General features: G+C 44.2%; 28 protein-coding genes and 1 tRNA gene. 24 read left to right on the top strand and 5 right to left on the bottom strand.

All coding sequences use genetic code 11. The annotated features are described in order from the left end of the window. Nucleotides 1-863: 863 nt before the first annotated feature. The 3 genes from gntK to MKX75_RS29315 all read right to left on the bottom strand — a co-directional run bounded on the left by gntK (nucleotide 864) and on the right by MKX75_RS29315 (nucleotide 4726). Nucleotides 864-2411, bottom strand: a complete 1548-nt coding sequence (gene gntK, locus MKX75_RS29325) for a gluconokinase (protein ID WP_339167903.1) — start codon at nucleotides 2409-2411, stop codon at nucleotides 864-866. A gap of 67 nt (nucleotides 2412-2478) precedes the next feature. After that, nucleotides 2479-3840, bottom strand: a complete 1362-nt coding sequence (locus MKX75_RS29320) for a gluconate:H+ symporter (RefSeq protein ID WP_076332220.1) — start codon at nucleotides 3838-3840, stop codon at nucleotides 2479-2481. A 211-nt stretch (nucleotides 3841-4051) separates the two neighbouring features. Further along, nucleotides 4052-4726 carry a GntR family transcriptional regulator gene (locus MKX75_RS29315; RefSeq protein ID WP_062836518.1) on the bottom strand — a complete coding sequence of 225 codons (675 nt, stop codon included), beginning with the start codon at nucleotides 4724-4726 and terminating at the stop codon, nucleotides 4052-4054. Between the two features lie 578 nt (nucleotides 4727-5304). On the opposite strand from MKX75_RS29315, the gene rpmH reads away from it, so the two are divergent. The 12 genes from rpmH to MKX75_RS29255 all read left to right on the top strand — a co-directional run bounded on the left by rpmH (nucleotide 5305) and on the right by MKX75_RS29255 (nucleotide 17263). Then, nucleotides 5305-5439: a 50S ribosomal protein L34 gene (gene rpmH / locus MKX75_RS29310; protein ID WP_017691413.1), complete on the top strand. Its 135-nt coding sequence runs from the start codon at nucleotides 5305-5307 to the stop codon at nucleotides 5437-5439. A 359-nt stretch (nucleotides 5440-5798) separates the two neighbouring features. Further along, a complete protein-coding gene (gene rnpA / locus MKX75_RS29305) occupies nucleotides 5799-6149 on the top strand; it encodes a ribonuclease P protein component (protein WP_036611981.1) in 351 nt (116 codons plus the stop codon). A gap of 74 nt (nucleotides 6150-6223) precedes the next feature. After that, nucleotides 6224-7102 (top strand): YidC/Oxa1 family membrane protein insertase, encoded by an 879-nt coding sequence (locus MKX75_RS29300; protein WP_062836519.1) that lies wholly within the window; start codon nucleotides 6224-6226, stop codon nucleotides 7100-7102. Continuing rightward, a complete protein-coding gene (jag, locus tag MKX75_RS29295) occupies nucleotides 7099-7800 on the top strand; it encodes an RNA-binding cell elongation regulator Jag/EloR (RefSeq protein ID WP_076332219.1) in 702 nt (233 codons plus the stop codon). Before MKX75_RS29300 ends, jag begins: the two co-directional genes overlap by 4 nt. Nucleotides 7801-8011: 211 nt before the next feature. Then, entirely contained in the window at nucleotides 8012-9388 is a 1377-nt protein-coding gene (gene mnmE / locus MKX75_RS29290; RefSeq protein WP_339167896.1) for a tRNA uridine-5-carboxymethylaminomethyl(34) synthesis GTPase MnmE, read from the top strand. Nucleotides 9389-9568: 180 nt separating this feature from the next. Then, a complete protein-coding gene (gene mnmG / locus MKX75_RS29285) occupies nucleotides 9569-11458 on the top strand; it encodes a tRNA uridine-5-carboxymethylaminomethyl(34) synthesis enzyme MnmG (protein ID WP_076332217.1) in 1890 nt (629 codons plus the stop codon). After that, nucleotides 11458-12180, top strand: coding sequence for a 16S rRNA (guanine(527)-N(7))-methyltransferase RsmG (rsmG, locus tag MKX75_RS29280; protein WP_036611970.1), 723 nt, complete (start codon nucleotides 11458-11460; stop codon nucleotides 12178-12180). The genes mnmG and rsmG overlap by 1 nt, the downstream gene beginning before the upstream one ends. 516 nt (nucleotides 12181-12696) lie before the next feature. Further along, the gene (noc, locus tag MKX75_RS29275; RefSeq protein ID WP_062836524.1) at nucleotides 12697-13515 is read left to right on the top strand and encodes a nucleoid occlusion protein; all 819 of its coding nucleotides are present in this window, start codon (nucleotides 12697-12699) and stop codon (nucleotides 13513-13515) included. Between the two features lie 186 nt (nucleotides 13516-13701). Continuing rightward, a complete protein-coding gene (locus MKX75_RS29270) occupies nucleotides 13702-14463 on the top strand; it encodes an AAA family ATPase (protein ID WP_024629525.1) in 762 nt (253 codons plus the stop codon). Then, entirely contained in the window at nucleotides 14456-15301 is an 846-nt protein-coding gene (locus MKX75_RS29265) for a ParB/RepB/Spo0J family partition protein (RefSeq protein WP_062836525.1), read from the top strand. Before MKX75_RS29270 ends, MKX75_RS29265 begins: the two co-directional genes overlap by 8 nt. Nucleotides 15302-15462: 161 nt before the next feature. Then, a complete protein-coding gene (locus MKX75_RS29260; RefSeq protein ID WP_076332216.1) occupies nucleotides 15463-16617 on the top strand; it encodes an aminotransferase class V-fold PLP-dependent enzyme in 1155 nt (384 codons plus the stop codon). Between the two features lie 145 nt (nucleotides 16618-16762). Further along, nucleotides 16763-17263, top strand: a complete 501-nt coding sequence (locus tag MKX75_RS29255; RefSeq protein ID WP_339167892.1) for a DUF4446 family protein — start codon at nucleotides 16763-16765, stop codon at nucleotides 17261-17263. On the opposite strand, the gene yyaC is transcribed toward MKX75_RS29255, so the two are convergent. Beyond that, nucleotides 17238-17843: a spore protease YyaC gene (gene yyaC, locus MKX75_RS29250; protein ID WP_036611957.1), complete on the bottom strand. Its 606-nt coding sequence runs from the start codon at nucleotides 17841-17843 to the stop codon at nucleotides 17238-17240. The genes MKX75_RS29255 and yyaC overlap by 26 nt on opposite strands. Before the next feature lie 117 nt (nucleotides 17844-17960). Between yyaC and MKX75_RS29245 the strand changes: the two genes are divergently transcribed. The 4 genes from MKX75_RS29245 (at nucleotide 17961) to MKX75_RS29230 (ending at nucleotide 19573) form a co-directional block, all read left to right on the top strand. Then, complete coding sequence (locus MKX75_RS29245; protein WP_017691427.1) at nucleotides 17961-18224, top strand: DUF3343 domain-containing protein; 264 nt, start codon at nucleotides 17961-17963, stop codon at nucleotides 18222-18224. 14 nt (nucleotides 18225-18238) lie between these two features. Next, complete coding sequence (locus MKX75_RS29240; protein ID WP_339167891.1) at nucleotides 18239-19180, top strand: mechanosensitive ion channel family protein; 942 nt, start codon at nucleotides 18239-18241, stop codon at nucleotides 19178-19180. Further along, nucleotides 19170-19379 carry a DUF951 domain-containing protein gene (locus MKX75_RS29235; protein WP_036611950.1) on the top strand — a complete coding sequence of 70 codons (210 nt, stop codon included), beginning with the start codon at nucleotides 19170-19172 and terminating at the stop codon, nucleotides 19377-19379. Before MKX75_RS29240 ends, MKX75_RS29235 begins: the two co-directional genes overlap by 11 nt. A 103-nt stretch (nucleotides 19380-19482) precedes the next feature. Next, nucleotides 19483-19573 (top strand) — tRNA-Ser (locus tag MKX75_RS29230). A 435-nt stretch (nucleotides 19574-20008) separates the two neighbouring features. On the opposite strand, the gene MKX75_RS29225 is transcribed toward MKX75_RS29230, so the two are convergent. Next, nucleotides 20009-20203: a YjzC family protein gene (locus MKX75_RS29225; protein WP_036671877.1), complete on the bottom strand. Its 195-nt coding sequence runs from the start codon at nucleotides 20201-20203 to the stop codon at nucleotides 20009-20011. Between the two features lie 202 nt (nucleotides 20204-20405). On the opposite strand from MKX75_RS29225, the gene rpsF reads away from it, so the two are divergent. The 8 genes from rpsF to MKX75_RS29185 all read left to right on the top strand — a co-directional run bounded on the left by rpsF (nucleotide 20406) and on the right by MKX75_RS29185 (nucleotide 26951). Continuing rightward, complete coding sequence (rpsF, locus tag MKX75_RS29220; RefSeq protein ID WP_036611944.1) at nucleotides 20406-20699, top strand: 30S ribosomal protein S6; 294 nt, start codon at nucleotides 20406-20408, stop codon at nucleotides 20697-20699. A gap of 48 nt (nucleotides 20700-20747) precedes the next feature. Continuing rightward, entirely contained in the window at nucleotides 20748-21233 is a 486-nt protein-coding gene (gene ssb, locus MKX75_RS29215) for a single-stranded DNA-binding protein (protein WP_017691432.1), read from the top strand. A gap of 56 nt (nucleotides 21234-21289) precedes the next feature. Next, entirely contained in the window at nucleotides 21290-21562 is a 273-nt protein-coding gene (rpsR, locus tag MKX75_RS29210; RefSeq protein ID WP_017691433.1) for a 30S ribosomal protein S18, read from the top strand. A 228-nt stretch (nucleotides 21563-21790) separates the two neighbouring features. After that, complete coding sequence (locus MKX75_RS29205; protein WP_062836530.1) at nucleotides 21791-22384, top strand: M15 family metallopeptidase; 594 nt, start codon at nucleotides 21791-21793, stop codon at nucleotides 22382-22384. Between the two features lie 728 nt (nucleotides 22385-23112). Beyond that, nucleotides 23113-24111, top strand: coding sequence for an ABC transporter ATP-binding protein (locus MKX75_RS29200; protein WP_062837069.1), 999 nt, complete (start codon nucleotides 23113-23115; stop codon nucleotides 24109-24111). A 4-nt stretch (nucleotides 24112-24115) separates the two neighbouring features. Next, nucleotides 24116-25048, top strand: a complete 933-nt coding sequence (locus tag MKX75_RS29195; protein WP_062836531.1) for an ATP-binding cassette domain-containing protein — start codon at nucleotides 24116-24118, stop codon at nucleotides 25046-25048. A 7-nt stretch (nucleotides 25049-25055) separates the two neighbouring features. Continuing rightward, entirely contained in the window at nucleotides 25056-26018 is a 963-nt protein-coding gene (gene opp4B / locus MKX75_RS29190; protein ID WP_062836532.1) for an oligopeptide ABC transporter permease, read from the top strand. A 27-nt stretch (nucleotides 26019-26045) separates the two neighbouring features. Continuing rightward, the gene (locus tag MKX75_RS29185) at nucleotides 26046-26951 is read left to right on the top strand and encodes an ABC transporter permease (RefSeq protein WP_062836533.1); all 906 of its coding nucleotides are present in this window, start codon (nucleotides 26046-26048) and stop codon (nucleotides 26949-26951) included. The last annotated feature ends 11 nt before the right edge of the window (nucleotides 26952-26962 follow it).

Here is a 26962-nt window from a genome sequence, read left to right as displayed (position 1 = left end):
AGACTGTCACTCCTTTTACATGTTCCAAGTGTGGCTTAAGCCATGATGCAGTGTCGAAATACGAGATATATTGTTGAATTTATCCCCAAACCCCCGCAGGTCGAAAACAAAAAAAGTATGAACAACGGAAAATTGTTCACAACTTTATCCACAGGCTGTTGATAATATTATGGGTCAGATCACATATTCACATCCAAAAGTAATACAATCATAGCAAAAGAAACCCCGCATTTCAACGTATCGCGTGATTTTATCCACAAATTCAATAACTTGTGTATAATTTTTAGTCACAACACAATATATTGTTTATAAACTGTTTAATTTTCGACAAGATGGCCTAAAAACCAAAAATGTTTTATACACAGGTTATCCGTCAAATGATGCCAAATTGTGTGTAAAAGTATTCTTCGTTTGTGAATAACCTGTCTGTGGATAACCGCAAAGTGAAAATGGAGCATGATCGAGATCGAAATAAGAGTGACCTCGTACCCTCGTGTTTTTTTGCCAATTAGGCGATGTTGAAATCCATGAATTCAGGGTAAGGCTGGAAGGCGGAAAAGAGCCAAATTGGCGTATCGTTTAACAAGAAATGCGATCTGGTTTCTGAGGAGATGGCGATCTGTGAACATCGATGTAAGATGGATAATGAACATAGAGGAATTCATTTTAAGACAAGTGAAATATGAATTATCCGGAATGTAGAGGTAAGCCGAAACTCAAATATTGAGGTAGAAGTGCATGAAGATATGATATGAGTCCAAACGACATTTTATGAATTTATATCAAAAAAGGGTGTCCCTGAAACCGATTTTTGGTTTCAGGGACACCCTTTTTTTTGTGGAGACTACGCATGGATTGATAATTTAAGGACGGTCAATGGACATCTTGCGTTGAAATTCAGCAATATCTGCGTATTCCTCTTCCAGTTTGCGAGAGATCCGAATAAAGATGGGCAGCAGCTCCTGATAGAGTGCAGCATTCTCTTTGACAGGTGTATGACGATGTGTTGTACCCACCATGGAAGAAACGGCATGAAGCGAGTCAATTCTTCCGGTAGCGTACAACCCAAGCACGACGGCACCCAGACAGGAGCTTTCATAGCTCTCGGGCACAACGACCTCCTGATTGAAGATATCGGACATCATTTGGCGCCAGAGAGGAGAGCGTGCAAACCCACCGGTGGCTTGAATGGAGGTAGGTTGCCCAATCTGTTCTTCCATGGCGAGCAGTACCGTATATAGGTTGAAAATGACCCCTTCCAAAACAGCGCGGATCATATGCTCTTTTTGATGATGGAGTGTTAAGCCGAAAAAGGAGCCACGGGCATCCGGATTCCACAAAGGGGCACGTTCGCCCGAAAGGTACGGATGAAACAGAAGTCCTTCCGAGCCAGGCCGGACACGTTCGGCAATTTTGGTCAGCACATCATAGGAGTTGATGCCGAGTCGTTTCGCTGTCTCCACTTCAGACGCTGCGAATTCATCCCGCACCCAGCGAAATAACATGCCACCATTATTCACAGGTCCACCAATGACCCAAAGATTCTCTGTGAGGGCGTAACAGAAGGTCCGGCCTTTGGGGTCGGTAACTGGACGGTCCACGACAGTGCGAATGGCCCCGCTGGTTCCGATGGTTGCTGCGACAACACCAGGTTCAATGGCGTTCACGCCGAGATTGGACAAAACCCCGTCACTTGCGCCAATAACGAAGGACGTGGAGGGGGAGAGAGCCATTTTTTCAGCCGATTCGTGATTCATTCCTTCTAATATATGTGTTGTGGGTACGAGCTTCGACAGATGGTCGGGTGTAATGCCTGCAATCTCAAGGGCTTCTGCGTCCCAGTCCAGTTGTTCCAGGTTGAGCAAGCCTGTGCAGGAAGCGATGGAATGGTCGACGACATATTGTCCGAATAGACGGAAGAACAGATACTCTTTAATAGAAATAAATTTGGCTGTGCGCTTGAAAAGTTCAGGTTCATCGTGGCGCAGCCACATTAATTTGGTCAGCGGTGACATGGGATGGATCGGTGTACCTGTGCGCAGGTAGATGCGATGGCCCAATCCATTCTCTTGCAGTTGGGCAGACCATGCTGCACTTCGATTATCCGCCCAGGTGATGCACCGAGTTAAGGGTTTGTCGTCCTGATCCATGGCAATGACACTGTGCATGGCCGAGCTACAGGATACGAACAGGATCTGCTCGGCAGCAACACCACTCTGATCCATGACTCCTCGTACAGAGCGGAGGGCCGCCTGTACAATCTCCTCGGGGTCCTGCTCGGCAACATCGGGTGCCGGGGTATACAAAGGATATTCCTGCGTTGAGGTACTGACGACGGAGCCCTGCTCGGTAAATAGCACGGATTTGGTACTGGTGGTACCGATATCGATCCCAATCATGTAGTTGTTCATGTATTTAATCCTTCTTTCTCCAGAAAGCGATAAGATTTTAATTTTCTTTCTACTATAGATACTCCATTTAAACGACTGTACTTAGCAGTAAAATAAAGATCAGTCCGACTACGGATAATAGTGTTTCCATAACGGTCCACGTTTTCAATGTTTGGGCGACGCTCATATTAAAGAATTCTTTGATCATCCAGAATCCTGCGTCGTTCACATGGGACAAGATGAGTGACCCCGCGCCTGTGGCGAGTACAACCAGCTCAATATTGGCACCTGGTGTGAGTGCGAGGACTGGAGCGACGATACCGGCAGCTGTTGTCATGGCTACGGTGGCTGAACCGGTAGCTACACGAATGAGCGCAGCGACAAGCCAGGCAAACAGGATCACGTTGATGTTGGCATGGGTAGCGACTTCAGCAATGGCGTTGCCCACACCACTATTGATCAATACCTGTTTGAAGGCACCGCCTCCGCCAATAATGAGAATGATGGTCGCCGTAGGCGCCAGACATTCACTGGTGAAGCGAGAAATATCGTGTTTGGTGAATCCACGTGCAAAGCCGAGTGAAAAGAGGGCAAATACAACTGAAATCAGCAGAGCAATGATCTCATGACCGATAAATTCACTGAAAACGGTGAAGCCGCTTGTGGCATTTGGGTCAATGATGCTGGCTATGGAACCAATCAGCATCAGAATAACCGGCAGCAATATGGTAAACAGGGTAATACCAAACCCTGGCATGTTGCTGTTTGTTTTGGTTGCGAATTGTTCAGCTAGTTCAGCTGGCGGTTCGGTGTGTATTCTTTTACCAATAAATTTACCAAACAAGGGACCTGCAATAATCGCTGTAGGAATACCAACAATAAGGGAGTACAAAATAGTTTTACCCAGATCCGCGCTGAAGGCTTCAATTGCAATCATTGGTGCTGGGTGTGGTGGAACCAAACCGTGTACAGTCGACAGACCTGCCAAAATGGGAATACCGATCTGCAATAATGACATATTGGTTTTACGCGCGACGGTGAAAATGATGGGGATCATCAGAATAACGCCGACTTCGAAGAAAACAGGGATACCGACGATGAATCCAACGATCATCATGGCCCAATGCACACGTTTCACACCGAATCGATCTACCAAAGTAGTTGCAATGCGCTCGGCACCGCCGGATTCGGCCATCATCTTACCGAGCATCGTACCAAGAGCAATAACAATTGCAATGGTTCCGAGTGTGCCACCGAGTCCCCCGGTAATGGAAGAAATCACATCGGCAGGCTTCATGCCTGTAAGCAAACCGAGCATTAATGCAGATAACAAAAGGGTGATAAAGGGATTCCATTTATATTTGGAGATTAAAACGATCAGAAAAACGATCGCAATTAACGTCCAGACCAATAATGTTGCATTATGGGATAGTCCAAAAAGAGTGCTCATGATGTGGTGTGCTCCTTTAATTCTGATATAGAACGCTTACAAGTGAAGTCATCGTCAACAATTTTTCGTGTGCTACTAAATAGAAGAGGTGTTGGCTAGAAATGTAGTTTTATCATGCCCAAATTGAAAACAAAATCGCATTTTGTATACTTGTCGACAAGTTAAGCCGCAATCACTCACAGAAGATATGATTGCAAACGCTTTGCTCCTTTTAGGAATCAAAGCTTTCGTGCAGGGTTTTACCGGAATCTTGGAAATATGTGCGGACTCCAGCCTGAATGAGTATTTTGTCACCGGATTCGAGTGCTTCAACCAGTAAACGGTGCTTCTCGATTACAGCGCTTACTTTCTGCTCACCTTGAACAAATACTCTTCGCGTCGTGAGCAGCATAACGGTCATCACAACATATCGAATACTCTTCCATAGATGTGAAATACGGGAATGCTGGGCTGCTTCAATAATGGTCTCGTGGAAAACGAGATCCTGGTAGGCGAATTCGACAGCGTCCTGATGCCTTCCAGCGAGTTGCATTTTGTCGATCACGTTGCGTAGCTGGGTGATTAATGACTCTGGAACATCACCAGCGAGCCGCTGCTGAACAAAACTTTCAATCAGGAAACGGACATCATACAATTCTTCGACATCCTTAATCCGTAATCCCAGAACAACGACACCCATACGTTCAAGCCGAATAAGACCTTCATTAGACAATGTTCTTAACGCTTCACGGACAGGTGACCGACTGCTGTCAAAATCAGCCGCAATTCGATTTTCCGACAAAATCTCTCCAGGACGAAGGGTACCGCTAATGATCCGCAGCCTTAATTCGCAGGCAATAGCTTCACCACGGGAAGCCCCTTGAAGCCAGGAAGAAGGAAATAGCATATGGCTAACGCTCCTATTAATAAGTAATCAGTTCATTACTGATCATAGCATACCTACTCTGCGGACTGGATATTTCAGCTCAATCCATAGTCTGTAGTCTGCAAGATAACGGCTAATGTTTTTTTCAAAGGACTACTTGTATACAAGATGTGATTTTTATCCTACACCTTTCTCAAAAGCTTGTAAACCTTAATTGAAGCGGATACAACCTGATTAGAATTAACGATATTGGTGACCTATAATCATTATCCACATGTGAATAACTTTAAACAGAATATAATAAAGGAGATAGAAGGTATTGGAGGGTGTGGATAACTGTAAATAATGCAATATCGTGGTCTGATCAGGGTCTGGGGATAACTTTTTATGACTCTCTGCAGGGCTAGTTAAGGATAATCAAGTGAACGGACTGTGGTTATCATTTTTGGCGGGATAGAGAGCGTATATAAAAGAGGGAGAAGCCTTGAGCCTTGCAGTTGACTTTTCCAGGTGATCATGGTTAAATATATAAAGGTGTTTTCTGTGAAGATGAAAGTGATTCATCACATAAGTATTTCCTTGTGAGGAGGTGCAATACATTGAGACCTACATTCAAACCGAACGTTAGCAAACGTAAAAAAGTTCATGGTTTCCGGAAAAGAATGAGCACGAGCAACGGCCGTAAAATTTTGGCCGCACGTCGCCTTAAAGGCCGTAAAAACCTGAGTGCTTAATGCATTGAAGACCACCGAGGTGGTCTTTTTTTTCTTAATTTGGATCATTTCAGACTGGATGCTGGTACAGATCAGGTCTGAATGGTCTGCGGAAAAGTGCTGAATACACATCTATGTATGTCGAGTGAGTTTTCCATTTTCGAAAACTTACCTTATATAAGGATGAATGTTGGTTCGGTTAAAGTAGCCAATCTGCAATCATCACGGATGATTGTGTGCTCGGTTTTAATTACCGATCAACAATCATCCCAAATGAAGTTCTCGTTAAGACGGTTTACCGTTATTCAAGAAAGCCTATACTAAATCAGTAATGAGGCCTCCGTCAATAACAATGGTGGAGAACAGCAAGGAGAAGCGCCGTGTATAAAAGACTGCGTCTACGAAACCGGGCGGACTTTAGCCGCGTATACCGGTATGGGAAATCGTTTGCCAATCATCAATTCGTGGTGTATGGCTGCCGCCGTAAAGATACGGAACAATTCCGGGTCGGCGTATCATGCAGCAAGAAAATCGGAAACGCTGTCGTACGCAACCGGATGAGACGCATGATTAAGGAAATTGTTCGTCATCATGAGCATGAGATTGTCACGCAGATGGATCTGATTTTTATCGTCAGAAAAGGTGCACTGGACATGCCCTATAAGGAGATGGAAAAAAGCCTGCTCCATGCGATGCGCAAGGGCTCACTTTTGAAGTCGAGCAAGCGGTAAGCTTCGGTTTATTTGTCCTCCTAATTATGGTATGATTTACGGTGGAATGGAATGGTTAAGAGAGGGGTTATGAAGTGTCGCGATTGAAGACATCAAAGGGGAAGTGGATTCTCCTCATTGCAGTCATTGCAATGGTCACTGTACTCGCCGGATGTACTCCACAAGGAGCCGGGGTTACTACGGAAGATCTGAAGAATAGTGATTCTTTTTGGCAAGCCAATGTTGTGTACTGGTTCTCACTGGCGCTGGATACATTCGCTAACTGGTTCAAAGGTGAATATGGACTGGCCGTCCTCGTGATGGTGCTTATTGTACGGACATTAATTTTACCACTAACAATGAAACAGGTCCGTAGCTCCAAAGCTATGCAGGCCATTCAGCCGCAGCTGAAGGAGATTCAAGCCAAGTTTAAAGATACACCTGAGAAAGTTCAGCAAGAAACAATGAAGTTGTTTCAGGAGAACAAAGTTAATCCGATGGCGGGTTGTCTACCACTTCTGATTCAGATGCCGATTTACATCGCACTTTATAACTCAATTTACGGAAACTCCAGTCTGAGAACACATGATTTCTTGTGGCTCCAGCTCGGGGAACCGGATCACCTGTTTATTTTGCCGGTGCTGGCTGCGATCACAACATTCATTCAAACATGGATGATGATGCGTATGAACCCTGCACAGCAAGTGGGTCCGATGCAGTTTATGCTATGGGTATACCCGATTTTGATCTTCGTGATGTCTTATCAGTTCCCGTCAGCACTTCCGCTGTACTGGTTCTACAGTAACATCTACACGATCGTGCAAAACTATTTCCTTTACCGGAATAATGATAAAATCGTGGCTGAAGTCAACGTGAAGCAGAACAGCTCTTCCAAAAATGGAGCTAAACGCAAAAACGGTGGCAAAGCGACCGTCTCTGGAAAAGGGTCGAAAGGGGCCAAAAAATCGAAATGACCAAAGTCATTACGTCAGGAAAAACCGTTGAAGATGCTGTAAACCAAGGATTGACCGAGCTTGGCGTAAGTCGGGACAAGGTCGAGATACAAGTGTTAGAGCAGCCGTCAAAAGGATTCCTGGGTTTGATCGGGGTGAAGGCGGCCAAAGTTGAAGTAAAACTATTGCCTGTACCCGAAGTTGTTCAACAGCCGATCAAGCCAGCCGCACACGTACCTGAGGTAGATGCATTACTTGAGGGTGTTGCAGCTAAAAATCCCTATGAAGAAGCGGCTGCTTTCTTGAAAGAGGTCGCAGCAGGTATGGGACTGGATGTGGAAGTGCATATCAAAAAACAACGTGACGGACATATCTTCAATATTGCCGGTGAAGACCTGGGCATGATTATTGGCAGACGTGGACAGACGCTGGATGCGCTTCAGTATCTAACGAACATTGTAGCGAACCGATACTCGGAAAGCTTCGTTCGAATTGTGCTCGACGCGGAGAATTTCCGTCAACGTCGGCGGAAGACGCTGGAGGATCTGGCTGAACGGTTGGCTGGACAAGCTATCCGTACCGGCAAGGAAGTTGTATTGGAGCCAATGCCTCCGCTAGAACGAAAAGTCATCCATGCAAAACTGCAGAATCACCCGCAGATTAAGACGTTAAGTAAGGGCGAAGAGCCTAATCGGCGTGTGGTTATCACCACGAAATAACACGAAATTGAAGACGCAATGGCTTCCTGCCCGGTGCAGAAGCCATTGCTTTTTTCGTACAGAAGCAATTTGATCAGGTACGTAACACAGGTAAACAGTGAACTTAATAAGGTAAGTGGCATGTCATATGATATATCATTAATAGATTTGAAAATGAATATGGCGTCCCCTGAGGGGCGGCAATTTTAAAATAGAGCAAGGAGAGATAACCATGATCAGTGATACGATCACAGCGATATCAACGGCTGTCGGAGAGGCGGGTATCGCCGTGATCCGGGTCAGCGGCCCGGAAGCAGTGTCGGAGACGGAAAAGATTTTTCGCAGCAAAACGCCTTTAACTCAAGCAGCATCTCATACGGTTCATTATGGTCATATCATAGATCCGGCGAGCGGCGAGAAGATCGAGGAAGTGCTGGTTACAGTTATGCGAGCACCTCGGTCGTTCACAACAGAAGATGTGGTGGAGATCAGTGCGCATGGCGGTGTAGTGTCTGTAAAACGGGTTATGGACCTGCTGTTACAGCTTGATATTCGTCTGGCTGAACCTGGTGAGTTCACGAAGCGTGCCTTCCTTAATGGGCGGATTGACCTGTCTCAGGCTGAAGGTGTCATGGATCTTATTCGTTCCAAATCGGACCGGGCTTTCTCGGTTGCACTGAAACAGGTTGAAGGCAAACTATCCTCCAAATTGCGTGATCTACGATATACACTGGTGGAAACACTGGCTCATATTGAAGTAAATATCGATTACCCGGAGCATGATGTGGAGTCGTTAACGTCTGATTTTATTAAAGAAAAGTCCAGTCAGGTTATGACTGAAATTGATAAATTGCTGACTACAGCAGAGCAAGGAAAGATCCTGCGAGAAGGTATCACGACGGCTATTGTTGGACGACCTAACGTAGGCAAATCCTCATTGATGAATACACTTGCCCAAGACAATCGGGCCATCGTCACGGACATTCCAGGAACAACTCGTGACGTGATCGAGGAATTCATTACGATTAATAATATTCCGCTTAAGTTGCTGGATACGGCAGGAATCCGGGAAACGATGGACGTCGTAGAGAAAATCGGGGTAGAACGCTCTCGTTCTGCGGTAAGTGAAGCCGATCTGATCTTAATGGTTGTAAATGCTGCGGAGCCACTTCATCCCGATGAGATTGAATTATTGGAACAAATCCGCGGTAGACAATCGATAATCATTATGAATAAAATGGACTTAACGCCACAGGTAGAACGTGACGTGCTGCTTCGTTACATTCCGGAAGAGCGGCTTGTACCGATGTCGGTGAAAGATGATCTGGGTGTGGATCGACTGGAAGAGGCCATCTCTACGCTATTCTTCAGTGGTAAACTGGAGTCCGCAGACCTGACTTATGTCAGTAATGTGCGTCATATTGCTTTGCTCAAAAAAGCGAAGCAGTCCCTGGTGGATGCCTATGAAGCGGCAGATCAGTTCATTCCAATCGATATGATTCAGATTGATGTTCGTTTGGCGTGGGAGCATTTGGGTGAGATTGTTGGAGATACAGCACATGATGCATTAATTGATCAGATTTTCTCCCAGTTCTGCCTAGGAAAGTAAAAATAATATACTGCCGATTGACTTAAATCGTAGTGTATGATGGAGAGGTACAATTTCTGCCTGTTGTCAAAGGATGGAATGATATTGTAGCCATTACGTGTTGGTTTCATATAGATAGGAATGCAAGTTCCGATGAACGGTTAGAAGTATTTCGTTTTCATTATAAGGAGGTAAACAGGAATGGCTTTTGATGGCGGCAGTTATGATGTTATCGTCGTTGGTGCAGGACATGCTGGGGTGGAATCCGCGCTGGCCGCAGCCCGTATGGGGTCCAAAACACTGATGATTACGATCAATCTCGATATGGTAGCCTTTATGCCTTGTAACCCATCCATTGGGGGACCGGCCAAAGGACATGTTGTGCGTGAGATCGATGCACTTGGTGGAGAAATGGGACGGAATATCGATAAGACCTTTATTCAGATGCGGATGCTTAACACGGGTAAAGGGCCTGCTGTTCACGCGCTTCGTGCTCAGGCGGATAAATTCTCCTACCAGCATAAGATGAAGGAAACGATGGAGAATGAACGTAATCTGACCATGCGTCAGGGTATGGTTGATCGACTGATCGTTGAAGACGGAAAGTGTGTAGGAGTCGTGACTCAGACCGGAACTGAGTATCGGGCCAAAGCAGTCGTTCTGACGACAGGCACTTACTTGCGCGGTAAAGTAATTATGGGTGAGTTGATGTACGAGAGTGGACCGAACAATCAACAACCATCTCTTAAATTGTCAGAGCATTTGCGTGAACTGGGCTTCGATCTGGTTCGTTTCAAAACAGGTACACCTCCACGTGTACACAAGGATACGATTGATTTTAGTAAAACCGAAATTCAGCCTGGCGATGATGAGCCGAAGTTCTTTTCCTATGAAACAGAATCTTCTGATAATGAGCAACTGCCTTGCTGGTTGACGTATACATCTGTGGAAACACATCAGATTATTAATGATAATCTGCATCGTGCACCGATGTTTTCCGGTGTGATTGAAGGGACTGGACCGCGTTACTGTCCATCCATCGAGGATAAAATTGTTCGGTTTAGCGACAAACCGAAACATCAGATTTTCCTGGAGCCAGAAGGCAAAAATACATCGGAGTATTATGTGCAGGGGCTATCTACGAGTCTGCCAGAAGACGTTCAGCTTGCGGTTCTGCGCTCGATTCCAGGTATGGAAAAAGTAGAAATGATGCGTAACGGTTATGCGATTGAATACGATGCGATGGTGCCTACACAATTGTGGCCATCCCTTGAAACCAAACGTCTGCCAGGTCTGTTCACAGCCGGTCAGATTAACGGTACTTCCGGTTATGAAGAAGCGGCTGGACAAGGCGTTATGGCCGGCATTAATGCAGCGCGCAAAGTACAAGACAAAGAGCCGATCGTGCTTGATCGTTCCCAAGGTTATATTGGCGTGCTGATTGATGATCTGGTAACGAAGGGTACGAATGAGCCTTATCGTCTGTTGACTTCACGTGCCGAGTATCGTCTGTTGCTTCGCCATGATAATGCAGATATGCGTTTGACGGAAATCGGACATGACATTGGACTGATTCCTGAAGACCGTTATGCGAAATTCCTGGATAAAAAGGCGAAAGTCGAGCAGGAAGTCGCGCGTCTGAAAGTGGCTAAAGCTCGCCCGGTTGAAGTGAACGCGAAACTGGAAGAGTACGGATCTACACCTATTCAGGATGGAAGTACGTTGCTTACCTTGCTTCGTCGCCCGGAGCTGGGGTATGAACTGATTGAACAGCTCTCACCATCTGAGGTAGAACTGACAGCAGATATGAAAGAACAAGTCGAAATACAAATTAAATATGCGGGTTATATTGAGAAACAATTGATCCACGTGGAACGTTTGCAAAAGATGGAGAAAAAGAAAATTCCGGACACTATCGTATATGATGAGATTCATGGTCTGGCTATGGAAGCCAAGCAGAAGCTCGCTACGATTCGTCCAATCTCGATTGGTCAGGCTTCTCGTATTGCTGGAGTTACTCCTGCCGACATCTCCATTCTGCTGGTCTACCTGGAGCATTATAACCGTGTAACCGCAGCAAGGGGACAATAATGGACGATATTCAACAGCAACTGCAGCGGCGCTTAAAGAAACATGGATTAGAGCTGGGAGAACTCCAATTGGAGCAATTCGAACTGTATTATCAGGAGCTCGTATCCTGGAATGAAAAGATGAATCTGACCGGTATCACGGATCGGGAGCAAGTGTATACCAAGCATTTCTATGATTCGGTATCGCTGGCCTTTTATACAGACATGACCAAAGTGAATAAGCTTGCTGACATTGGATCTGGAGCGGGTTTTCCTGGGTTACCCCTGAAAATCTGTTTCCCGCACATTAAGCTGACGATTATTGACTCATTAAATAAACGGATTGGCTTCCTACAGCATGTGGTAGATATCCTTGGCCTGACTGATGTGGAATTGGTCCATGGACGTGCTGAAGAGATTGGACGCAAAGAAGGGTATCGTGACAGCTACGATCTCGTTACGGCGCGTGCAGTAGCCAAGCTGGCTGTGCTAAATGAATTCTGTCTTCCTTTTGTTCGTAAAAGTGGAATATTCGCTGCCATGAAGGGCGGAGACCCGCGTGAAGAAATGAAGGAAGCGGAGTTCAGCTTCAATCAGCTGAAAGGACGGGTAAAAGCCGTTCATCCATTCCAGCTGCCGGTTGAAGAATCAGAGCGTCATATCATCTTGATTCAGAAATTTGATAAGACACCATATAAGTATCCACGCAAACCAGGTACTCCAATGAAGACTCCGCTGATATAGCTGTGTGATGGTTTTGAAGTGAGTCAAAACAAAATATAATTTTAGATATAGATAAAGAGGATGTTTCACGTGAAACATTCTCTTTTTTTGTTTTCTGGAAATGGAGTACTGGATCAACATTACAGATACTTCCTATTACATATCTCTTTAATTATGCGTAATGATCGATTCCGACGCGTAGTAACTCATAAACATTTTCAAGAATTATATGTGTACAAGTCGTCATATTCCCAATATTCACAAAGAAAAAGCAGGAAAATAAGCAGAGTTTAAAGAATAGGTAAGCATAGGATTATGATAGAAAAGATGATAGAATAGAAGTATCCGATCCTGGGTTACAGTGATCATAGAGTATATGTATAGATAGATGGATATGCGTTCAATGTTGTATGACAGAAAGCGTTATGAAAGGCAAAACTTATTCCAAGAACGATGCATGTGAAGGGTCGCTTATTGAATAAGAAGCACCTGCAAAGACTGTGGGAGCTATTACGAAACTAGGTGGTAATCTGCGGAATGAAAGAACAATTTTCGAAGTTGTTTGGTTTGGCGGAGCGCAATAACGGAGATGAGATCAAACAGATTCCGGTTAATGAAATTGTGAGCAGCCCATATCAACCCCGTACTATTTTTGATGATGATAAAATTGATGAGTTGTTGCAGACGATTAAAACACATGGCGTAATTCAGCCTATTGTCGTTCGCGTGCGAAATGGATCATATGAGATTATTGCCGGGGAACGTCGCTGGCGTGCAGTTCGAAAACTGGGTCTGGATACGATTCCAGCCATTGTGCGTGAATTCAACGATTCTCAGGCCGCATCCATTGCACTGATTGAGAACTTGCAACGTGAAGGATTGACTTCGATAGAAGAAGCCGTGGCCTATCAGAAACTGATTGACTTACATCAACTGACACAGGAAAGTCTTGCACAACGACTCGGCAAAAGCCAGTCAACCATCGCCAACAAAATTCGGTTGTTACAACTCCCGGAAGGCATTAAGGCCGCATTGATGGAACGTAAAATTTCTGAACGGCATGCAAGAGCTTTACTTTCTCTCGATACGGAAGAACTACAGATGAAGTTGCTCGGTGAGATTATTGAAAAAGAATTGAATGTGAAACAGACAGAGGCGCGTGTTGCTTTCTACAAGGAATCTTCCAAGATTAAAAAATCCAAACGTGTTTCCTTTACCAAGGACGTAAGACTTGCACTTAATACAATTCGCCAATCCATTGATATGGTAACTGGCTCTGGTCTGGACATCAAAACAAAAGAAGCCGACCATGAGGATCATTACGAGATCGTTATTCATATTCCCAAACGCAAATAATTGAAGCTTATGGCGGCAATGAGCCGCTTTTTATGTCTATAAAGCAAGTCTGGCTTGAAATTTTCAAAGAACGGTATATTGAGGAAACGGTAGTTGTTGTTTGTGTGGACGATAGCCGCCTGCTTTTTGTTAACAATATCTCACAACCTACAAGAAAAGACTCCTATTTTATTTGAGGTGAAGTAATTGTCTAAGATTATGGCCGTAGCAAATCAAAAGGGCGGTGTGGGGAAAACGACGACATCTGTTAACTTGGGTGCAGGACTGGCTTCACTCGGGAAAAGAGTATTGCTTGTCGATATTGACCCTCAGGGGAATACAACCAGCGGAGTCGGAATCAATAAAGCAGATGTGGCTAATTGCATATATGATGTCATTATTAATGAGGTTCCTCCTCAAGAAGCAATTGTGGAGACTCAGATTGAAGGCCTTCATATCATACCTGCAACGATTCAACTTGCCGGAGCCGAGATCGAATTGGTGTCCACGATATCACGGGAAGTTCGCCTGAAAAAATCACTCGCCATGGTGAAAAAAAACTATGATTACATACTGATCGATTGCCCACCATCCCTCGGTATGTTGACGATCAATTCGTTGACCGCTTCCGATTCGGTGATCATTCCGATTCAGTGTGAGTATTACGCACTTGAAGGATTAAGCCAGCTGCTTAATACGGTTCGTTTGGTACAAAAACATCTGAATACATCCCTACAGATTGAAGGGGTATTGCTGACGATGTTTGATGCACGGACCAATCTAGGGATACAGGTTATTGAAGAAGTGAAAAAGTATTTTCAACAAAAAGTATATCAAACGATTATTCCGCGCAACGTACGACTTAGCGAAGCACCATCTCATGGTCAATCGATTATCACGTATGACCCTCGCTCAAGAGGGGCGGAAGTATATTTAGAGCTCGCAAAGGAAGTGATTTCTTATGAGTAAGCGGCTTGGAAAAGGTCTTGATGCCCTCATTCCTTCGCTTTCAATTAATGACGATGATAAAGTCGTAGAAATCCCGATTAGTCAACTGCGGGCTAACCCCTATCAACCACGTAAGGTCTTTGATGAGGGCGCAATACATGAACTGGCTGAGTCTATCCGTCAGCATGGTGTCATACAACCTATTATTGTTCGTCCTGTATTACGAGGGTATGAGATTATTGCCGGAGAACGTCGGTTTAGAGCTTCGCAATATTGTGGTAATGCCACCGTACCCGCTGTAGTCCGCAATTTTAGTGATCAGCAGGTAATGGAGATTGCGTTGATTGAGAACCTGCAACGGGAGAATCTGAATGCCATGGAAGTTGCAGTTGCTTATCAGGGGTTAATGGACCAATTCGCGTTGACTCAGGAAGAGTTGTCTGTAAAAGTCGGTAAATCACGCTCTCACATTGCTAACTTCTTGCGTCTGTTATCATTACCAGAAGAAGTAAAGGATCATGTTTCACGTGGAACATTATCAATGGGACATGCACGTGCGATCGTGGGTGTTAAAGACGAAGTTATGGTGAAGCAACTTGCCAAACAAACCATTGATCAGCAATGGAGTGTGCGTGAGTTGGAGGAAGCTGTTCAACAACTGGATCGTTCCAAGACGGGTGAGGCCAAAGCCAAATCGAAGTTGAAGAAGAAAGATCCATTCATTGATACGTTAGAGGAATCGCTGCGTGAACGTTTCAAGACAACAGTGAAAATCAAGCATAACAAAGATAAAGGTAAAATTGAGCTCAACTACTACAGTCAACAGGATCTGGAACGGCTATTGGAATTGTTGCAATAATAGTCGGATCGATGATTCATTAACAACATGCGGGGCTTACTCATGTCATGACATATCGCCTCTGTACCATGGAGAAACGATATGTCATTCTTTGTTTGCAGGGTTATACGTGCAATATATGCAGGCGAATAATTAATTAATGGGACAGAGGTGGTTGTAAGGTGGAGGGAGTTATCTATCTAGATCATGCAGCAACATCTTGGCCCAAACCACCTGCTGTCGGTGATGCGATGCTGAGTGCACTGGAGATTGCCGGAGCTAATCCTGGCAGAGGAAGTCACCGTATGGCTGTTCAGGCAAGTCGTGTATTGTTCGAGGCCAGAAGATCTATATCCGATATCTTTGGAATCAAAAATGCGAATGATATTGCATTCGGATCAAATACGACAGAAGCGCTGAATCTAGCTATTCAAGGCTCGCTTAGAGAGGGCGACCATGTGATTGCCACCATGGCTGAACATAACTCAGTCAGACGACCACTGGAGTACATGCGCAGACTCCGAAATGTAGAGATTGATTATGTACCTGTTAATGCTGCGGGAGCTATTGATCTGATGCAAATGGAACGTATGTTTCGTTCCAATACCAGATTAGTGGTATGTACACATAGTTCCAATCTGCTTGGCAGTATTCTTCTTATTGGAGAAATTTCGCTCCTGTGTCGTAAACATCGTGCGATCTTGTTGGTAGATGCGGCTCAGAGTGCTGGGGTTATGCCTGTGAATGTACAACAATTGGGCATTGATATGTTGGCTTTTCCAGGGCATAAGGGGCTGCTTGGACCTCAGGGTACAGGGGGCTTGTACATTGCTCCTGAGCTCGATATAGAGCCTTTACTTCATGGAGGAACAGGAAGTCAGTCAGAAGCTTTGGAGCAGCCAAAGGTGCGTCCTGATCGGTATGAAGCGGGGACGCCGAATACAGTCGGAATCGCAGGGCTGAATGCAGGTGTGAAGCATGTACTTGAGATGACACCAGCGGTCATCTACCAGCATGAGTGGGAATTGACTCAACTTATGATGGAAGGGCTGTCGTCCGTTAAGGGCATTCGAATGCTCGGTCCAGAGATTGGACAGCCACGTACCGGATTAGTATCCTTTACTGTGGAAGGGTATGATTCGGCACAACTCGCATTCCGATTAGATCGGAATTATGGAATTGCGGTTCGCTCCGGTTTTCATTGCACACCGCTTGCACATGAATCTGCGGGTACAACCGCTACAGGAGCGGTAAGAGCAAGTGTGGGATACAATTCAACTAGAGAACATGTGGATACGCTCGTTAAGGCAGTGTTGGAGTTGACACGGGCAGACTAAGACTAGATTAGAGTCGGAATTATGAACTCATTTAGCACAGAGCTGCATGATTAATCTTATGCATATCGGGTTGATTTATAATGAATGATAATATTACAGACAGACGTTAATCTGATCAAAAATATAGAGGGGTAGTTGCAATTACATGGCTGAATTAAACGAGCTGATTCTGGAACAGCTGTTATGGATTATTGGCGGAATGGCATTACTTACGGTGATCTTGCTGATTGTGAGTATTGCTCAGGGGGCAAAGTTACGAAAGTTTAAACGTAAATATGAAGCCATGATGGCTGGCAGTGGAGTAGAGGATCTGGAATCATTACTCATTAATCTGAAAATTCAGATGGACAGCATTGAGGATGAACACAAACTGCAAACGAATCAGCTGCAAGTTGTCATGCAAAAGCTTACCCGCATTCAAGGTAAAGTTGGCGTGAAAAGATACAATGCTTATGGAGAGCTTGGCAGTGATCTGAGCTTCTCGATGGCCATGATTAACGATAGCCAGGATGGCATGATTCTTACGGGGATATATAACCGCGACGGTTCTTATGTATATGCAAAACCTCTTAAAGGGGGAGAGTCCGCGTACACTCTGTCCCCAGAGGAAAAGGAAGCTATTACTCTGGCACAGCAAGCAGAGTAGAACGTGTATGCCATTCCCGGATGGCCGAGTATAGACTGCTGGATATAATCTCGGACATGCGCATAACGAGACTGAGCCGCGTGTTCTGTAGAACAAAGTATTCCATAAAGCCGCCGACGTTAACGATACCTGTCAGATGGATATCGCCGACCGGCGGTAATTCTTTATTTACCCCCGCACCTGGTTTGAGTGGACCATTCACGACTTGAATGCATCCTACACTGGATGACTGCCCAAGACAGGCGTCGATGCCAATCACATAAGGGTTATGGTGTGTTTTCTGTATGTTGTGGAGCGTATCCTGAAGGTTCATGGCATGGACAGGTTCATCCAAGGTACCATACAAATGGAATAAAGGGCTGTCCCACTTGGAAAGGGCTGATCCGACCAGAGGACCAAGACAGTCGCCTGTTGAGCGATCTGTGCCGATGCAGACGATCACTACATTTTGCAGAGAATGGGCTTTATAGAGATGGAACATTAAACGATGGGTAATGGCTGAGTGAATGCCTGGATCGGTATGGGGGATTTTCAAACTGGTCATATCTTGTGATGAAAAGGAACGCGAAGTAGGATTCATAGGATCTATCCTTTCCCTTGGAATAGTAGTAACAGTATATGGAAAGGTAGAGCGTTTTATACTTCACGAGGACAAGCTTTTTCTCTAGGGTTGGACGTATGGCGAAAGGAGCCGGACATGGACGAATGGATTAACGATTGGATGCTGATTGCATTTGATTCAACCCAGCAGGCACTGCGTGCTGAAATGCTGCTGGAGTTTGCCGAGATAGAGATCGATTTATTCCCTACGCCAAAAGAAATTACAGCAGGTTGTGCGTTATGTATCCAGTTTCCAAAAGAGGATTTGGAGCGAGTACAAAAGATCATTCGTAACGAGTTCGTAGAGATCCGAGGCCTCTATTTCAAAACAGAAGACAGCTATGATAACATACCGATGTAGAGGAGGCATGATGGATGTTGCCATTTCAATTTGCTCAAGGGACTACAGCTAGCGGTCCGGTAGCCGCCGTGGATGAAGCCCTGCGTTGGACGGATAAAGTCTGGAACAAAATTGCAGATCCCGATATGTGGCTTAACATTATGTTCAGCTCAATTCGGATCATCATTATTTTCATCATCACCCGTATTGTCATTAAGGTGGTATATCGAATTATAGATCGTTCCATGGAACGCAAGCAGGAAGGCAAAATTCGCGTGAATCCGCGCAGATTCGTAACGGTAGGGGAACTGCTGAAAAATGCGACCTCCATAACATGTAATTTTATTATGATTCTGCTACTGTTATCTGAGATCAATATCCAAGTTGGGCCGTTACTCGCGAGTGCTGGTGTTCTCGGGCTTGCCATTGGTTTCGGTGCACAGGGTTTGGTCAAGGATGTTATTACGGGTTTCTTCATTATATTGGAGGATCAATTCGCTGTGGGGGATGTTATTCAGACGGGAACCTACAAGGGAACGGTTGAGGTGATCGGACTTAGAACTACCAAACTGGTCAGCTGGCAAGGTGAGGTGCACATTATCCCGAACGGGGCGATTGCAAGTGTAACGAACTACTCCATGTCAAATTCGCTAGCTGTAGTGGATATTCCGATGAAGGCGGACTTGAGTCTCGATGAGTCTGTACACCTGGTGAAGAAGTCTTTGGTTGGGATTGAAGAGCGTGATCTAAATATTGTGAAGGTGCCGGATGTACTCGGTATACAGTCGATGTCTACGTCGGAGTATGTGGTGCGAATTGTGGCCGAATGTATGCCTAACTCTCGTGCTTCGGTGGAACGTCAGATTCAGGGCGATGTGAAAAAAACGTTGGAGTACCATGAGATGAATAATCAAGCAGCATTGGAGCAGGCCGTAGCTTTGGAGAAAGATGAGGGGGATGGCACAGGTGGAGCGTAAAAGTTTCCAGCTTGGGGATATTGTGCAGATGAAGAAGCAGCATCCCTGTGGCAGTAATGAAATGGAGATCATTCGAATGGGTATGGATATTCGGATTAAGTGCGTCGGATGTAAACATAGTGTATTGATTCCAAGAGCAAAATTTGAGAAAAACATGAAGAAGGTACTGCGCTCAGCGGAAGATTCCACTGAATCCTGATCTTAAAAGCAATCGACATTTGGTACTCAAAATAACGTTTACATGCAGGCTGGGTATGAGTGTTGCGTTCTGTAAATGATCATGCTATAATCAATATTGCTGCGGAAAGGTACCCAAGAGGCCCAAGGGGGCTGACTCGAAATCAGTTAGGCGTGTCACAGCGTGCGTGGGTTCGAATCCCACCCTTTCCGCCACTTCATTTACAATTCACTCAATGCACATTGAGTTCAATAAAAAGATCAATGAAGAAGGCTTCCCATCAAGGGAAGTCTCTTTTTTTGTTTAACGTTATTTTGCCCATGTATTAATAATGGATTATATATGACTAAACGATAAACGAAAAATAAAGAGCCCCGAAGGGCTCTTTATCCGGCGGTGCATTTGTTTGTTAGGAAACAATCGGTCGTAACAATCAGAAACTTGGTATACTGCACGTAGCAATATGCGTGCTTCAGACGAAGGGCCTTACAACACAGAACCACTTGCCTCTTAAATTACGTGATGAATCTCCAACAGCGAATGATCGGCTTCGTTGTCCAACGGAACCACACCTCTCTCGTGCACCGCCTGATTGTATTATGTGCTTTATTACGTTTTATATACATGGATCATAAAAAAAGGTATTGCGATTAGTGGACGCGGGCTTTGGTCAGCTTCTTCCACTTGCGATTATGATTGCTTGTCTCGGGAAAAGCTTCGCCTTTTTGCAGCGTTACCCGCTTCGGATTCTGAATTTCCGTAACAAAGCTTTTTTCCCCGACTTCCGTGTACTCTCCATCGTTTGGTGCTTTGTCTCCTGGTTCAAACTCGGTTTTTTCACCCATGATAAAACCTCCTCTGCAGATTATGTTACTCTGTTGCTTCTGTAGTGTGCTCCATAGCCGGACTGATCATGTGCCAATATGTACAGGGAACGTTTGCTTGCACTTTGACTCGGTATTTGTTATATTAATATAGTTCGAGTTTGTGCTCGTTCCTTGCTCTCAACCTGGATTGAGGGCCAGAGTCCATAAGGAGGTGAAAATTATGCGCAAATATGAAGTGATGTACATTATTCGTCCTGACATTGAGCAAGAAGTTGTTCAAGCTACAGTCGATAAATTCCAAGGCATCATCTCCAACGGCGGTGGTGAAGTTACAGCTCACGACGTTATGGGTAAACGCCGTCTTGCGTATGAGATCAAGAAATTCCGTGATGGTTTTTATGTTCTGGTACATTTCACTGCTGAACCAGCAGTTGTAACTGAACTTGAGCGTCTCATGAAGATTTCTGACGAAGTAATTCGTTATCTCATTACCAACGACGTTAAGTCTGCTTAAGACAACTCGTGATTAACGCACCAATACGCTCGGAAGGAGGGGATTACATTGTTGAACCGTGTCATTCTGATCGGACGGTTAACCCGGGATCCTGAGTTGCGTTACACTCCAGCAGGAGTAGCAGTTACGCAATTTACTTTGGCAGTGGACAGACCGTTTACAAGCCAAGGGGGAGAAAAGGAAGCCGATTTCATTCCGGTCGTAACCTGGAGACAGCTTGCCGAGACCTGTGCAAACTATTTGCGCAAAGGACGCCTGGCTGCAGTCGAAGGACGCATTCAAGTACGGAACTATGAGAATAATGAAGGAAAACGTGTATACGTGACCGAAGTTATTGCCGATAATGTCCGTTTCTTGGAGTCAGCTAACCGTGATAATAGCGGTGGCGGCGGTGGGCAACCAATGCGTGAAGAGCCTTCTTATGGAGGCGGCGGACGCGCGAACAATAACAATAATTCGCGTAGCAACAATCAGGATCCTTTTTCCGATGACGGAAAACCGATTGATATATCGGATGATGATTTGCCATTTTAACATGAGCTGATACTCTTAGGAGATATGAGTTACATGATAGGAAAGGACTGAAAAGCATGGGCTTCAAGCAAAGAGAAGGCGGAGACAACGATAAAAGACCGGCACGTCGTGGCGGCCGTAATAAACGTCGTAAAGTGTGCTTCTTCACAGCTAACAAAATTACTCACATCGATTATAAAGATACGGACTTGCTTCGTAAATTTATCAGCGAACGTGGAAAAATTTTGCCACGCCGTGTAACAGGTACTAGCGCTAAATATCAACGCATGCTGACGATTGCAATCAAACGCTCCCGTCAAATCGCATTATTGCCATACACAACTGAGTAGTTTTTACTCAGCTTGCATACGAAGCAGTCGGCTTATAGCCGGCTGCTTTTTTGTATATATCGATAGAAGTATCAGAAATAACAGATCCACTCTAACAAATGGAAGAATTCAATACTGTGGTGATAGAAGCATTCAAGGCTCAAATGAATTATAATAGAGTCTAATCTACTGAAAACGTTCAAGCAGCATGAGTAGCAGTTTATTTCAGAATAAACACCAGGAGTGGATATGAATACATCAAAGCGTAGAGGGAAGCAGAGAAAAAGGAAAAGTCTTAAAACCTGGATTGTAGCTACTCTTTTACTTTCCATCATATATGTGTGGTTACAGCAAAAAAGTGATATAGATAACATGTGGCCCGGGACACCGATCCAAGATGCAACACCAATAACAGGTCTACATCCTGTAGTGGCAGAGAATGAAGAGTTATTGGTACGTAAGGCAGCCAGACGTGGAATAGAGATCGTTATAACCCACGGCTATCGAAGTTCCGAGGAGCAAGATGCACTATTTAACCAAGGACGCTCAAGTGCAGGCAGTATCGTTACTAATGCGCGTGGTGGTGAATCATATCATAACTATGGATTAGCTATTGATTTTGCATTGAGGACGCCTGAGGGTGATGTGGTGTGGGATATGGAACGGGATGATAACGGCAATGGCAAAGCAGACTGGATGGAAGTCGTGGATCTCGCGAAAGAGTTGGGTTTCACTTGGGGTGGCGACTGGGCTAACTTTCCGGACTATCCTCACTTACAGATGGATTTTGGTTTGAGTATCAATGAGTTAAAACGAGGTAAAAGACCTCCAGATTCTGAATAAAAAAGGTATTTAATATACACATATATGAATAAATATTAGAAAAGCTCTGCATTTTGCAGGGCTTTTTTCTTTCTTTTGTAAAATAAATGATAAAAGATGACAATTTGGTCTTTACATCAGCAAATAAATGAAACTATACTATAATAACTAGATTTTATACTTCGCACGTTCATACTATTTCAAATGCAAGGTTAACGACACCGATTGAATAGGTTTAAGCTATCGTTCGAGATTAGTTAACACTTACACACATAACATTTACCTCACATAAAATCAAGAATATCTACTCATTACAACATATACATATACATATCATGTAACTATTATGTAATGTATATATTGAGATCACCTTTTAATTATTTACACCTCATAGCCAAAAGCATGGTATGACCTCTCAAATCCCTTGCCATATACCTTTATAATATTACTAATATCCAAATCTGTGGTATAAAAAACATTTATACCAAAAATCTCAAAATAAGCATTGACGTTAGCTAAAATTACACGTATGATTACATTAATTATTTTGTGTTATAATTCCGCTAGGATTTATCAACATTAATTGACCAATGGTCTAAATAAAAGTCTCTTAAACTTGTTTCTCCTAAAGATTTGGTATTTTGTATAAGCTATTGTTCGTTATCTTCAAGAACTTGGAAATATACATTAGATGCATTCTTCTACACATGGATACAATCTACGGAAATTATGGGGTTAGGGTGATTGATTTGAATACAGAGCTATTGGAAGTCAGAAATCTAACAACATCATTCAGAATTGAAGATGACTATTACGCAGCAGTGGATCACGTTAACCTTAAGGTGAAGAAAAATGAAGTGTTGGCGATTGTAGGTGAATCCGGATCAGGCAAAAGTGCTTTTGCATTCTCTCTTATGGGTTTGCATAACAAAGCAAAAATCGAAGGCCAGATTCTCTATAAAGGACAAGATATTGCCAACATCTCCCCAAGTAAGTTGAACAAGCTACGCGGCAAAGAAATGGGCATGATTTTTCAGGATCCATTGTCCGCATTAAATCCTCTAATGATTATTGGTGAACAGATTGAAGAGATTCTCACACTTCATCAATCCAAGCTGTCTTCCAAAGAGAAGAGAGAAAAGGTTATTCACTTATTGAATCAGGTAGGGATTCCACGTCCCGAACAAATATACAAGCAGTATCCCCACGAATTATCTGGTGGTATGAGACAGAGAATTGTCATCGCCATCGCGATTGCCAACAAGCCAGAACTACTCATAGCCGATGAACCAACGACGGCGCTTGACGTTACGATTCAACTCCAGATTTTAGAGCTGATCCGTGATCTGAAAAACGAGATTAACGCAGGCATTATTTTGATTACACATGACCTGGGTGTCGTAGCCGAGATGGCTGATCGTGTTGCAGTTATGTATGCAGGAGAAATTGTTGAAATCGCAGATATCTTCACACTGATGAATGATGCGAAGCATCCGTATACACGTTCACTGTTGAACTCTATTCCCACCCTATCTGAAGAAGGATCCAAATTGCATGTCATCCAAGGCATTGTGCCTTCGCTTAAAAATCTTCCTCGCAAAGGGTGCAGATTCAAAGCCCGAATTCCATGGATTAGTGATTCGGCTCATGAAGAGAACCCACAGATGCATGAAATTGCACCAGGTCACTTTGTACGGTGTACCTGTTACCAGCACTTTCATTTCCCTGACCAAGCTGAGGAGGAATAACATAATGGCATTACTCGAAGTAGAAGGACTCAAGATACACTTTCCGATTCGCGGCGGATTGCTCAAACGGGAAATTGGCAGTGTAAAGGCTGTTGATGATGTTAGCTTCTCCATTGAACAAGGACAGACCTACGGTTTGGTTGGCGAATCCGGTTCAGGTAAAACAACAACAGGCAGAGCCATTATTGGGCTAAACCATGTTACTGACGGAAAGATTCTATTTAACGGGAAAAACCTGGCTACAGAACGGCGTAAAGACAGGCAGCTTCAGCGTGATGTACAAATGATCTTTCAAGATCCATATTCATCATTGAATCCCAAGAAGCGGGTTATCGATATTATCGCTGAGCCGTTTCGTAACTATGAGCGTCTGACAGCTACCGAGGAGAAAAGACAAGTAAGAGAATTACTTGAAAAGGTTGGTCTGAGTCCGGAATCAATCTACAAGTATCCACATGAATTCTCAGGAGGACAGCGTCAACGGATCGGTATTGCACGGGCCATTGCATTGAAGCCGAAGCTGATTATCGCGGATGAACCTGTATCTGCGTTGGATGTATCGGTACAGGCTCAGGTACTCAACTTCATGCAGGAAATTCAAAAAGAGTTGAATCTGACTTACCTGTTCATTAGTCACGATCTAGGCATTATCCGCCATATGTGTGATGAGATTGGAATTATGTATAAAGGTCGATATGTAGAACAGGGCACAACGGATGATATTTTTGAGAATCCGCAGCACATCTATACCAAACGTCTTATTGCAGCCATTCCGGATATGGACCCAACCAAACGAGAGGAAATGGTAGCCTTCCGTCAACAGGTCAAATCCGAGTATGAACATTCATACCGAAATTTCTTTGATGAGGAAGGGCTTGCATACTCGCTCCAATCCATTTCCGATACTCACCGAGTAGCTCTACCTCAGAAAGGTTGAAGGCCATATGTGGAAAATAATAGTACGAAGAATCATGATTATGATCCCTCAAATCTTTTTATTAAGTCTTTTGGTATTTTTGATGGCCAAAGCGATGCCAGGAGATGCTCTAACCGGCTTGCTCGATCCAAGCATTGATCCTAAAGCTTTAGATGAACAGAGGGAGCGACTTGGACTTAACAATCCATGGTATGTACAGTATTGGGACTGGATTAGAAATGCCGCGCAAGGCGACTTTGGACAATCTTTCCGATTCAAGATGCCAGTTTCTGATCTGATAGGTCAAAGAATTGCAAATACATTTTGGCTGGCATTTGCGACACTTGTATTCACATATTTAATCGCGATTCCACTTGGTATTATCAGTGGTCGTTACAATGATACATGGTCTGACCGTTTAATTACGGGTTACACCTATCTAGGTTTCGCAGCACCGTTGTTCATTTTTGCACTGGTTATGTTATGGATCTTTGGATTCCACTTTGGCTTATTCCCGACGGGGGGTAGCGTGGCACCTGGACTTACACCAGGAACATTCAGTTACATTGCAAGCAAATTCTATCATCTGTTATTACCGGCATTATCCATGGCACTGATTACTACGGTATCAACCGTTCAATACTTACGTAGCGAAATTATCGATATCAAGCATAAAGAATTCGTTCTTACTGCGCGAGCCAAGGGTGCTTCGGAATCACGAGTTTACAACAGGCATATTTTAAGGAACTCTCTATTGCCGATTGCCGCTTTCTTCGGTTATGAGATTACAGGACTTATCGGAGGTACTATTTTCATTGAGAGTATATTCAGTTACCCAGGCATGGGACAGCTGTTCCTTAACTCAATCTCTCTTCGTGATTTCAGTGTTGTAACCGCACTTGTCCTGCTATTTGGTATAGCTACAATCCTGGGGTCGCTGTTATCTGACATTATTCTGGGATTAGTAGATCCGCGTATACGGATCAAGTAAGAACTTGAAGATTTCGGGGTGAATAAGATGAGCAAGGCCAATGATGTCGTTGTAACTTCACAGAAGATTGATAAAAGCCCCTCCAGCTTGAGTATCTTATGGAGAGAGCTTGTCCGAGATAAGGTGGCACTAATCTCGCTCATATTTTTGGGACTGGTTTTATTAATAGTCTATGGAACTGCTCTGATCCTGGATCAGGATGAAATTGTTAAAGTGGATCTATTCGCTTTATATGAGCCGCCTTCTGCACAATACTGGTTAGGAACAGATTACGGAGGTCGTGATGTATTTGGACAACTAATCATCGGAACTCGGAACTCGTTATCCATTGCCATTCTAGTTACGGTAATGACAGGTTTCCTGGGGATCGTAATTGGTATATTGTCTGGTTATTTCGGAGGACTGATTGACAATGTATTCATGCGCATCGTGGATTTTTTCATGATTCTTCCGTTCATGATGATTGTTATCGCGTTTGTTACAGCAGTACCCAAATATAATATTGTTTCGTTCTCGCTAATCATGACTGCCTTCCTGTGGATGGGAATTGCTAGATTAATTCGGTCTAAGGCACTGCAGGAGAGAGAACTTGAATATGTAAAAGCTTCAAAAACATTGGGATCATCCCATCTTAAGATCATTTTCTCACAGGTTCTTCCGAATCTGAGCTCCATTATCATCGTAACGATGACATTGAATCTCGCTGCCAACATTGGCCTCGAATCCGGGCTGTCTTTTCTCGGGTTTGGTTTTCCCGAAAGTACGCCTAGTCTTGGAACACTCGTAAGTTACGCACGTAATCCGCAAACCCTGGAATCCAGATGGTGGATATGGCTACCCGCATCGGTGCTGATCCTGGTATTGATGTTGAGTATAAATAATGTCGGTCAAGCCCTAAAGCGTGCGACTGATGCAAGACAAAGAAGAGGTTAAAAAAAGGGAGG

This window comes from Paenibacillus sp. FSL R5-0341, from assembly GCF_037975235.1.
Classification (GTDB): domain Bacteria; phylum Bacillota; class Bacilli; order Paenibacillales; family Paenibacillaceae; genus Paenibacillus; species Paenibacillus amylolyticus_A.
Note: the sequence above shows the minus strand (reverse complement) of the source record. Positions and strands in the feature narration are given on the sequence as shown.